Genomic DNA, 11,278 nt, shown 5'->3' on the forward strand with positions numbered 1-11,278 from the left:
AAAGCGATTATGACTAGGAAACACCTCCACGTGTATGTAGAAAGTCAAATAGCGATAAAGAAAGACTTTTACGACAAGGAAACACCTCCACGTGTGTGGAGAAGCTTTCCTCAAACAGGCGGATGCCCAGTACGCAGTGGAAACACCTCCACGTGTGTGGAGAAAATTTTTGATCAATATAACCCGTTACCAGATCGTTAGAAACACCTCCACGTGTGTGGAGAAAATGTACAGTTTTTCCGGTTCAGGCAGTGATAGTTGGAAACACCTCCACGTGTGTGGAGAAAATCCACCCACGCATGCACATCAAAGCCGGGGCAGAGAAACACCTCCACGTGTGTGGAGAAAATTGTCTTCATGTTTCCGTCGCTCCCGTTGATTGGGAAACACCTCCACGTGTGTGGAGAAAATCCTGGCTCGACTTCGATTAAGACCACATCGGGAGAAACACCTCCACGTGTGTGGAGAAAATCTACGGGCGTTTTAGGGGGTGTTTTCGAAACTAGAAACACCTCCACGTGTGTGGAGAAAATTGAAATGGGTGTTTAAAGACGACGCAATTGCAGGAAACACCTCCACGTGTGTGGAGAAAATTCGACAACAAAATTCACAGCGGTTTCTTTCCTAGAAACACCTCCACGTGTGTGGAGAAAATCGAAGAAAATGGCATTTGGCAATATCAGCTTAGAAACACCTCCACGTGTGTGGAGAAAATTCCCTTTAGTACGGTAAGACCAATTCTGCCTAGGAAACACCTCCACGTGTGTGGAGAAAATCAGATAGCAATAAAGAAAGACTTTTACGACAAGGAAACACCTCCACGTGTGTGGAGAAAATTTCTTCAAACAGGCGGCTGCCGAGTACGCAGTGGAAACACCTCCACGTGTGTGGAGAAAATTTTTGATCAATATAACCCGTTACCAGATCGTTAGAAACACCTCCACGTGTGTGGAGAAAATGTACAGTTTTTCCGGTTCAGGCAGTGCTAGTTGGAAACACCTCCACGTGTGTGGAGAAAATTATTCGATTATTACGATCTTGCTAGAATGTTGGGAAACACCTCCACGTGTGTGGAGAAAATCGGCAAGTGCGGCCGTATTTACGGATAATCAGAGAAACACCTCCACGTGTGTGGAGAAAATTTTTGCAGATGGCTGACTGGTGTGAGAAGTCTGGAAACACCTCCACGTGTGTGGAGAAAATCAATATCGACCCGGCTCGAATCCCGTATTTTGAGGAAACACCTCCACGTGTGTGGAGAAAATCGTGGTGGATACCCAGGCGAGGCAGAATCCCTGGAAACACCTCCACGTGTGTGGAGAAAATTTTTAGGCGTTAAGCCTAAATATTACACTGTTAGAAACACCTCCACGTGTGTGGAGAAAATCTTCCGTGCCGGTGACTTTAAGCAGTTGTTTGAGAAACACCTCCACGTGTGTGGAGAAAATATTCATCTTGGTTTGTTGCATATAATCTTGTAAGAAACACCTCCACGTGTGTGGAGAAAATCGGCGGATTTAATAAAACATCATCAATCGTCGGGAAACACCTCCACGTGTGTGGAGAAAATCGTGAATTAACAGGCTAAACCCTTTTTAAAACGGAAACACCTCCACGTGTGTGGAGAAAATTTTGCCCCCGTGACCGGGTCAAACAAGCGGTTGGAAACACCTCCACGTGTGTGGAGAAAATATTAGTCGCAGGAGATAAATAATGAGCAATAAAGAAACACCTCCACGTGTGTGGAGAAAATTTGGCAACAACTAGTAATGCTGTCATTTGCTCAGAAACACCTCCACGTGTGTGGAGAAAATCGTAAACACCGCCCATAACAAGTCGTCAATCTGGAAACACCTCCACGTGTGTGGAGAAAATGACACGCTGCTCGAAACCTTAAAAATCAATCTGGAAACACCTCCACGTGTGTGGAGAAAATATCCACACCTGAAGCACGTGGGCTATCACTTCAGAAACACCTCCACGTGTGTGGAGAAAATACCATTATATTGTTAAAGAACGAGACTCTAACACAATATATTGTGGTTTTAGATTATATCAAAAATCAAATCCAATCTAGCAATCTCATATTTGGAACTTATGTCTGTCAGATTGATACTTGCTAACACAATAACCTTCATGTGAATGAAGAAGCTTTTTTCTACGCTGCATTACATAGAAACACCCTCTTTTATTAAAAATAGCTAAAGAGGAAATAATTAGTGTTTTACATTTATAGCATATTACAGTAGCATTGATCTACAATACACTACACTACATATTAAAAATATTTTACACTTAAAATTTTAATCTAAGAGAGCCAATTATGATTTTAAAATTTCTAATTCTATTGATACTCCTTTTTATCAGTTTTCCGGCTTATTAGTTAGGTGATCAGTTATGCTCTACCACCAGCCCCAAGTGCGGTTGGTAATAAAGCGGTTTGGTTAATTCAAGGTGAAATGTGCTGTCGCCTTGTAAACGCCCGTCTTTCGCAACAATAGCGACAACCATTACGGCATCGGTATTTTTATCTTTCATTTGCCCTAAATAGCAATAATCGCGTAAGAAAGCTAAGTTGCCGACAGATTGCCGCTTCGGTGCATTAGACAAATTGATACTGACCATTTGTTGCATGAGTTGCGCCGCATACCGTTTTTGTTGCTGGAGCGGTAATGAGCGTCCGTTCACAGGTAGCACTATGACGGTGCCGTCGAGCAAAGTCAACTCCGTCGCTTTAATTTCCGGCAAAGACCGCACTTTACTCAGCAATAAAATATCGAAACTATCTTGTTCACTAAAACGGGTTTGCACCTGATCATCATTATCATTTCTTTCCATTCCAAACGTCATCTGCGCTGCTAATGCAGATTTTTGCATCTGTTTTTGACCGGTACGAAAACGACTACCGTTTTCCAGCTCATGCTTCCACTGTGCCAGCTTGCCTTGCTCCTCGCATGAAAAATACGTCGCTTCTAACAATGCTCGAATATCATTTGGTAAAGTCAATTGCTTTCGCTGTTGCCAAACTGCCAAGCTGCGGCAAAGGACATAAGGCGCATAAACAAATGCAGTGGTTCCAAATGCTTTAATCGGATCGTCGATCGCACTTTCCAAATCTGGCGCCAGCAACCAAGCCTCGGCTCTGGCACTCGCTACTCTCGGGGTGGAACCATGCCGCCACAAACGTCCTAGACGTTGTAACAGCATATCCGTCGGGGCAAATTTGGAAATTAGAAAATCTGCATCAATATCCACCGATTGCTCCAACACTTGCGTACCAATCAGTATGCGTCCTTGCTGTAGACGAATCGGTGTTGTTTGTGTCTGCCATCCCGGTTTGCCGAATAAATCTATCCACTGCTGTTCGTGTCGATGTCGGTCGACCGCAGTAAAACGGGAATGCAGCAAACCGCACTTTACCGCCAGTCCGGCGCAACGTGCAGCCAAGATGCGATAAGTTTCCTGCGCCTCAGCAACGCTGTTTTCAATCCACAAAACTTGTTGACCTTGCTCAGCTCGCAGCAGAGCTTCTTCTATCGCTTCACTTTGCTTCACATAACGTAGCTGAATGTTGTGTTCACTCGGACTGTCCGCTGCTAATGTGGAAATCTGCCCGCCGCTTATTGCCGTGATCATCGGATAAGGCTCATTCTGCACCTGCGCAGTTGCTTCCTCCAACGGCAGCCCTAATAATTCGTATCGGCGCTGACGCGTCAGGGTTGCACTCAAGATAATCACACTACAGCCCAATTCCCGCAACACCGCTATTAAGCGCTGTACCAACATTCCGGTATAGATATCATAGGAATGAATTTCATCCAACACCACTACTTTGCCTGCCAAGCCGAATGAGCGAACGAAACCGTGTTTTACCCACATCACCGATAACAAAATTTGATCAATCGTGCCGACCCCGAAAGGCGCTAAAACCGCTCTTTTCTTTTGGTTGAACCACGAGCCGGAAACAGCCGCATCTTCCCCCATTTCAAACTGCTGTAACCAAGCAGTTCCATGTATGAGCAAAGCTTCTCGATGCGCGCTCTGCGGTTGAATAATCTGTTCCAAAAACTGATTAACCCGCTGATAGATTTTATTCGAGGTCAGTTGGGTCGGAAGGGCGAAATAAAAGCCGTTTGCGTCGCCACGCTGCAACAGGCTGTAGGCGGCATATAGCGCCGCTTCGGTTTTCCCCAATCCCATTGGCGCTTCCAACACATAACAACCGTTACGCTGCACACTATCAATCAACTGCTGCTGAACCAGATGTGGCGTAAAAGTGAAAATATCCTGAAAAGTCAGTCCGCTATTGAACTGTAATGGTAGATATCCGGCTTCGGCTACCGCACTTTCGATATATAGCCGCCAATCCTGCGCCGGATCTTCAAATGACGCCCCTGAACCAATCCAATCTGCGACCGTAATCAGTCCGGATACCGCCAGCAGTTGTTGATCATTTTTTAGTTCTGGAAAATCACACTGAAAGTGCTGTTTTAAGGCTTCAATCAACTTTAAACGCTGTTGATGGTAAACAGCACCACCTAACACCTCAGCATTTTCCGGATCAACTATCCCATTTTTCGCCTTAGTGGGATAACTGCCGTGATGTTGCCCTGCCGCTGCCGCAGCTTTTTCGCCGATCAATGGCCGCAACGTCAGAAAAGTGACTCCGCCATGGTAATCCCAAGCCGATTCATCGGTGTTGAGCGTTAATTCACAACCCAATGCTTTACGCAGCTTATTTTGAAAACGGGGTGATACCTTGCCGATATCATGACACGCCGCCAACAATTCGACACCATCAGGGAAAAGTGCAGTACGAATTGGAACAGGGATTTGTACTAATAATCGCTTGGCAACTTCGCCGACAATAATACAGTGCTCCAAGATCGTTCTGCCAGCAACACAACGACCGTCTGCCAAGCGCCGGGTTTTCGCCAAACAGGTCAAATAAGAAACCGGCTCGGCTGTATTATTTGTGTTGCGGTTAATCGGTTTTCGGTGAGCAGCAAGGAAAGCGCACATAAAAATCCTATTTTTTAGTGATGTTGACCTTCTTCATACAACCATTGCGCCACTTGTTTGGCGTAATAGGTCAAAATGCCGTCGGCGCCGGCGCGTTTGAAACATAGCAGCGCTTCCATAATCGCCGGTTTTTCGGCGAGCCAGCCGTTTTGAATGGCGGCTTGCAGCATGGCGTATTCGCCGGAAACTTGGTAGGCGAAGGTTGGGACGCCGAAGTGTTGTTTCACGCGATACACCAAATCCAAATACGGCATGCCCGGTTTTACCATCACCATATCCGCGCCTTCTTGCAGATCTAACGCTACTTCCTGCAAGCCTTCGTTGCTGTTGGCGGGATCCAGTTGGTAGGTTTTCTTATTGCCGCCTTTTAAATTACTGCTGGAGCCGACCGCATCACGGAACGGCCCGTAGAAACTGGAGGCGTATTTGGCGGAGTACGCCATTATTTGGGTGTTTACAAAGCCGTTTTGCTCAAGTGCGGTGCGGATGGCGCCGATGCGTCCGTCCATCATGTCGCTTGGCGCCACAATATCGGCGCCGGCAGCGGCATGTGATAAGGCTTGTTTAACTAAAATGTCGCTGGTAGTGTCGTTGATTACATAGCCTTCAGCATCGATTATCCCGTCTTGTCCGTGTGTGGTATAAGGATCCAGTGCCACATCGGTCAGTATGCCCAATTCGGGATAAGCCGCTTTGAGCGCTTTGACCGCACGTTGCACCAAGCCGTTTGGATGATAGGCCTCTTCTGCCAATAAGGATTTTTTCTCCTGCGCAATCACCGGAAACAACGCAATCACCGGCACGCCGTATTTCACCAATAACCCGGCTTCGTTCAACAATTGATCCAAGGTCAAACGTTCCACGCCGGGCATTGACGGCACAGCTTCACGCTCATTCTCGCCTTCCATAATAAACACCGGATAGATCAAATCATCGGCGGTCAATTTATTTTCTGCAACCAAACGGCGGCTGAAGTCGTGGCGACGCAGGCGGCGCATACGGCTAGCCGGAAAATGCGCAAAAATTTGTTGGGTCATAAAATATCCTTGCAAAATCTATTTTAAAATCTGTCAATTACAAACAACTAAGACGCACAATGGCGTCTTAGTTAAACATACTGCTCAGCTTGCCGAACTCTCTTGTTCCTCTCTCGGTTTATAAAACCGTGACACTAGCAAGCCCACTTCAAATAACAACCACATCGGTACCGCCAACAAAGTTTGTGAAAATACATCCGGCGGGGTTAAAAACATCCCGATGACAAAAGCGGCTACGATAATATAGGGGCGTTTGCGACGCAGATCGTCTGCTGTCACCACGCCGCTCCAACACAGCAGGATAATCGCAATCGGCACTTCAAAGCAAATACCGAATGCCAAGAAAATGGTCAGCACAAAGTCTAGGTAGTTGCTGATATCGGTCGCAATGGCCACCCCTTCTGGTGCTGTTTTGGTCAAAAAACCGAACACCAGCGGAAACACCACATAATAGGCAAATGCCACACCGGCATAAAACAGCAGCGTGCTAGAAAACAATAGCGGGTAGATTAAGCGTTTTTCATGCTGATAAAGCGCTGGGGCAACAAATGCCCACACTTGATAGAGCAAATAGGGAACCGACAAGAAAATCGCCACCACACCGGTTAATTTCAGCGGGGTAAAAAACGGTGCCGCCACCCCGGTTGAAATCATGGTGGAACCTTGTGGCAACTGTTCGATCAACGGCAAGGCAACCATGCGATAAATATCATTGGCAAAAAACACCAAGCCGCAAAATACGAGTAAAACGCACAAAACCGCTTTCAACAAGCGGTTGCGTAATTCAATTAAATGGTTAATCAGCGGTTGAGAATCTTCAACTGACGACATACAACATTCCTTTCGGGTTAAACTTTAGCAGCGTCTGCTGTTTTATCGGCAACGGCTTTATCAACAACAGCTTTATCGATCATGTTATCCACTTCACCGTTAGGTGTGGCAAGTGCGGTATCTTCAGCCACCGCACTTTCATCTGCAACTAAGTGCGGTTCGTCCGCTTCGGCCAACATTGCTTGTTCATCTTCACTCAATACGTTCTCTTTCAAATTTTTTTCGATATTTTTAATACCACTTTGCAATTGTTCGCCTTGCTGCTGCACACTTTGTTGCATTTTTTGTGCCGATTGTTTCAAGTCTTCAATACTTTTGGCTAAATCCGGTGACAGCTCACTCAGACTCAGTTTTTCCGCTTTTTTAATACTCTCCTGCAATTCGTGCAGTTTCAGTTCCTGGCTCAATTCGTTCTGCACATTGGTGGCAATACCACGAATGGTTCGAATCCAACTGACCACCGTTCTAATTGCCACAGGCAAACGTTGTGGGCCTAGCACCACCAGACCCACCACAAAAATTAAAACCAGTTCGGAAAATCCAATATCAAACACGGGTTATGCCTGCTCTTTATCTTTAATCTGTTCTTTAGTTGCAGATTTTTCCGCTGTATTTTCTAAAGACTGTTTGAAATCGGCATCTTTTTGATCGTCATCCTTAATGGCTTTTTTGAAGCCTTTAACCGACTCGCCCAAATCCGAGCCTAAGCTTTTCAATTTTTTTGTTCCGAATAAAAGAACCACAATTAAGACAATAATAGCCAGTTGCCAAACGCTGATACCCATAAACCACCTCATAAGATGAAAAATAGTCTTAAAACGACTAGATTTCGATTGTTAAATAAATTGTTGTGCCACTCGAAAAACTTTAAACCATTGATAGCTTGCAGTCAATCTGCAAGTGTATTTAGGATCAATTTTTCATTAATCGCTTTTCAACAAGCCGTAGAGCCAGATTATAACCGCACTTAGCAATAAGCACGAACTAAAATATCGCGGCAAATGTGCAAATTGTAAGAGGGTTGTGATAAATATCACACTGCCAATTAGCCCACTGTACCAAGAGCGTCGCCGCTGTCGCTGCTGCCCGACCAAAGTGCGGTTTAATTCGCCAATTTGTCGGCTAATCTGCTGTTGTTGCTGCAAAGCGTGATACAAGGTTTCCGGCAGCTCGGCAAAATGTTCTCGGAAATACGGCAGTTTCTCTTTCACACTGCGATACACCGATTTCAACCCGACTTGATCGTTCAACCAATCTTGCAAAAATGGCTTTGCGGTTTGCCATAAATCCAACTGCGGATAAATTTGTCGCCCTAAGCCCTCGATATACAACAAGGTTTTTTGCAACAACACCAATTGCGGCTGCACTTCCATATTGAAGCGACGTGCAGTATTAAACAGATTCAACAACACATGCCCAAACGAAATCTCGCTCAGCGGCTTAGCGAAGATCGGATCGCACACAGTGCGGATCGCCTGCTCGAACTCCTGCACATTAGTATCTTCCGGCACCCAGCCGGAATCAACGTGCAACTGCGCCACCCGTTGGTAATCGCGATTGAAAAATGCCAAAAAATTCTCTGCCAGATAGCGTTTATCTTCCCGATTCAACGAACCGACAATGCCACAGTCAATGCCGATATATTGCGGATCTTCAGGGTGGTTCGGGTTGACAAAAATATTGCCGGGGTGCATATCCGCATGGAAAAAACTATCACGGAACACTTGGGTGAAAAACACCTGCACGCCACGTTCCGCCAACAATTTCATATTGGTGCCATTGGCTTCCAATGCGGCAATATCCGACACCTGAATGCCATAGATCCGCTCCATCACGATCACATTTTTATAGCAAAAATCGCTGTACATTTCCGGTATATACAGCATTGGACTGTTTTCAAAATTGCGCCGCAATTGGATCGCATTCGCCATTTCGCGCCGCAAATCCAGCTCGTCCAAAATGGTTTTTTCATATTCGCGCACCACTTCCACCGGGCGTAAACGCCGCCCTTCACTGGAAAGGCGCGGAATCCAACGTGCCAAGCGATACATCAAGCCAATATCCGCCTCAATCGCTGTTTCGATGTTCGGCCGAATCACTTTCAGCACCACTTCACGCCCAGCAAATTCGCTGTCAGCCTTAAAACGGGCGGTATGCACTTGTGCGATCGAAGCGGACGCCAATGCGGTTTCATCAAAATCACTGAACCAATTTTCCAGTTTGCCGCCCAGTGCGGTTTCTATCTGCTGCCGTGCCAACTTGCCGGAAAACGGTTCAACCTGATCCTGCAATAACGCTAATTCATCGGCAATCGCATCGGGAAACAGATCACGCCGGGTTGACAGCATTTGCCCCAATTTTATCCACACAGGTCCCAGTTCCTGCAACGCCAAACGCAAACGCAAGCCAAATGCCTTGTCGTGATGACGATTGCGCAGCCAAAACAGCAGTTTGCGCCCGCAGCGGATCGGACGGGTGAACCCGGTTTTCGGCAGCGCTTGATCCAAGCCGTATTGCAAAATCACTTGAATAATTCGATAAAAACGCAGGGTTGATTTAATCACGGCTCGCCTCTTTTTCTGCTATTTTTGCTGCTATACGACTTTGCAACTGCTGAAATTGATGCTCCAATTGATCACATTGCTGCTGCACTTGTGCCACTTGCGTCTGAAAATCTGCAAACGCCAACTTAGGCGCAACAATTTGCCACTCTTCGCCCAAACGCTCGCTCCAATGTCGTTCAGCAGTTTGCCGCCGGCCTGCCAAAAAATCCCATCCCTGGCGCAATAGCTTAATGCCGTTATATGCCAACACATCGCCCACATAGGGCGCCAGCAGTTCAGCCGGATCTGTTTGCAAAAACGCCATCAACCCCAGAAAATCTTGCAACACTTGCAGATCGCCGTGGATAACAATCGATTTATCATTAATATATTGGCTTAATTCTGATTTTTTCGGCAATTTTAGTAACATTTTTGCCGACGTTTGCAGCGAACAATCGACGATGCCTTCGTATTGGTGCAACACATCGATAGCCTGTTCCGAAAAGATAAAATAGTAACTGATCTCAGGTTGCTGCAATTGCAATGCCAGCACCTTGCCATTCAATTTTCGCAACAGCGGCTGATAATTTTCAGTATTTTTTAATAAATGTGAAAGTGCGGTTTCCAGCGCAGCTGCGGCAAACTGTGGCAACATGAATTGTGTTTTTATCTGTGCCCAATTGGGTAACATCGTCCGATTTCCTTTTTTAATCTAACACTTGCTAAGGTCTGTTGAGCTTTGTTTAGAATTTATAGCCTCGATGCAACGCCACAATCCCGGCGCTCAAATTGTAATAGTCCACATTTTCAAAACCGGCTGCGCCCATCATTGTTTTCAGCGTATCCTGATCCGGGTGCATTCGGATCGATTCAGCCAAATAACGATAACTTTCCGCATCATTGACCACCACCTCGCCCACTTTCGGCAAAATATTAAACGAATAGAAGTTATATAACTTGCTTAACGGATCAAGAATCGGTTTGGAAAACTCCAACACCAGCAAACGCCCGCCCGGTTTCAACACCCGATACATCGACTGCAACGCCTTGTCTTTATCCGTCACGTTGCGCAAGCCAAAACTGATGATAATGCAATCGAAACTGGCATCGGCAAACGGCAGCGCTTCGGCATTTGCCTGCACATATTCCACATTGCCGACCACGCCCAAATTACGCAATTTTTCGCGCCCGACCTGCAACATCGACTCATTAATATCGGCCAACACCACACGCCCATCGGCACCCACAATCCGTGAAAATTTAGCACTAAAATCGCCGGTTCCGCCCGCCAAATCCAACACGCTCTGTCCTTTGCGAACCCCACTGCAATCAATGGTGAACCGTTTCCAAACTCGATGCACACCAAATGACAGCAAGTCATTCATCAAATCATATTTGCCCGCCACCGAATGAAACACATTAGCAACCAACTGCTGCTTCTCTGCCTTGCCAACGGTTTTAAAACCAAAATGGGTGGTTTCCGCTTGAGGGTGCGTCACATTGAGTGGATTATCGTTTGGATTTTGTGATTGGTTCATATCTTGCTTCATCGCCATTTTCTGAGTGAATTAAACTTGCCCCACTTTAGCACAAAACCACCGCGAGGTTGATCATTGCAGCAGAAAAAAATCCACCGATTGCGGAAGTTCAACAAACACCTCTTTTCCTGAAATAAAGATCACTAAAAAAAGTGACATAGATCAAAAAAATTGACAAAAGATCGCTAAAGCGTTGTTTTTTTTTTTTTTTTTTAAACTAAGAAAGTTTGATGATTTTTTGCCGTTTTCATAGCAAAAATGAGCAAATATCAAGCTTTTGTCAATTTTAACCCAGTAAGGAATCCAA

General features: G+C 45.8%; 8 protein-coding genes and 1 CRISPR repeat array. All 8 genes read right to left on the reverse strand.

All coding sequences use genetic code 11. The features are described from left to right. The first annotated feature begins 17 nt into the window (after positions 1-17). Positions 18-1,997: direct repeats of the CRISPR family, unit length 28 nt; unit sequence GAAACACCTCCACGTGTGTGGAGAAAAT. A gap of 394 nt (positions 1,998-2,391) precedes the next feature. Further along, a complete protein-coding gene (gene cas3 / locus FHQ30_RS08700) occupies positions 2,392-5,022 on the reverse strand; it encodes a CRISPR-associated helicase Cas3' (protein WP_139612013.1) in 2,631 nt (876 codons plus the stop codon). Between the two features lie 14 nt (positions 5,023-5,036). Further along, positions 5,037-6,059 (reverse strand): porphobilinogen synthase, encoded by a 1,023-nt coding sequence (gene hemB, locus FHQ30_RS08705; protein WP_139612014.1) that lies wholly within the window; start codon positions 6,057-6,059, stop codon positions 5,037-5,039. Between the two features lie 84 nt (positions 6,060-6,143). Continuing rightward, positions 6,144-6,890, reverse strand: coding sequence for a twin-arginine translocase subunit TatC (gene tatC / locus FHQ30_RS08710; RefSeq protein ID WP_139612015.1), 747 nt, complete (start codon positions 6,888-6,890; stop codon positions 6,144-6,146). A gap of 17 nt (positions 6,891-6,907) precedes the next feature. Continuing rightward, positions 6,908-7,444 carry a Sec-independent protein translocase protein TatB gene (gene tatB / locus FHQ30_RS08715; protein ID WP_139612016.1) on the reverse strand — a complete coding sequence of 179 codons (537 nt, stop codon included), beginning with the start codon at positions 7,442-7,444 and terminating at the stop codon, positions 6,908-6,910. Positions 7,445-7,447: 3 nt separating this feature from the next. After that, positions 7,448-7,675: a twin-arginine translocase TatA/TatE family subunit gene (tatA, locus tag FHQ30_RS08720; RefSeq protein ID WP_139612017.1), complete on the reverse strand. Its 228-nt coding sequence runs from the start codon at positions 7,673-7,675 to the stop codon at positions 7,448-7,450. Between the two features lie 138 nt (positions 7,676-7,813). Next, positions 7,814-9,454: a ubiquinone biosynthesis regulatory protein kinase UbiB gene (ubiB, locus tag FHQ30_RS08725; protein WP_267963859.1), complete on the reverse strand. Its 1,641-nt coding sequence runs from the start codon at positions 9,452-9,454 to the stop codon at positions 7,814-7,816. Then, positions 9,447-10,124, reverse strand: coding sequence for a ubiquinone biosynthesis accessory factor UbiJ (locus tag FHQ30_RS08730; protein ID WP_139612018.1), 678 nt, complete (start codon positions 10,122-10,124; stop codon positions 9,447-9,449). Before FHQ30_RS08730 ends, ubiB begins: the two co-directional genes overlap by 8 nt. A 52-nt stretch (positions 10,125-10,176) precedes the next feature. After that, positions 10,177-10,971, reverse strand: coding sequence for a bifunctional demethylmenaquinone methyltransferase/2-methoxy-6-polyprenyl-1,4-benzoquinol methylase UbiE (ubiE, locus tag FHQ30_RS08735; RefSeq protein ID WP_139612019.1), 795 nt, complete (start codon positions 10,969-10,971; stop codon positions 10,177-10,179). Positions 10,972-11,278: the final 307 nt, after the last annotated feature.

Source organism: Testudinibacter sp. 'clade 2', assembly GCF_006227735.1.
In the GTDB taxonomy this organism is placed as follows: domain Bacteria; phylum Pseudomonadota; class Gammaproteobacteria; order Enterobacterales; family Pasteurellaceae; genus Chelonobacter.

Coding starts and splice junctions, on each gene's coding strand:
- cas3 (WP_139612013.1), bottom strand. CDS start 5,022: ATGTGCGCTTTCCTTGCTGCTCACCGAAAACCGATTAACCGCAACACA.
- hemB (WP_139612014.1), bottom strand. CDS start 6,059: ATGACCCAACAAATTTTTGCGCATTTTCCGGCTAGCCGTATGCGCCGC.
- tatC (WP_139612015.1), bottom strand. CDS start 6,890: ATGTCGTCAGTTGAAGATTCTCAACCGCTGATTAACCATTTAATTGAA.
- tatA (WP_139612017.1), bottom strand. CDS start 7,675: ATGGGTATCAGCGTTTGGCAACTGGCTATTATTGTCTTAATTGTGGTT.
- FHQ30_RS08730 (WP_139612018.1), bottom strand. CDS start 10,124: ATGTTACCCAATTGGGCACAGATAAAAACACAATTCATGTTGCCACAG.
- ubiE (WP_139612019.1), bottom strand. CDS start 10,971: ATGAACCAATCACAAAATCCAAACGATAATCCACTCAATGTGACGCAC.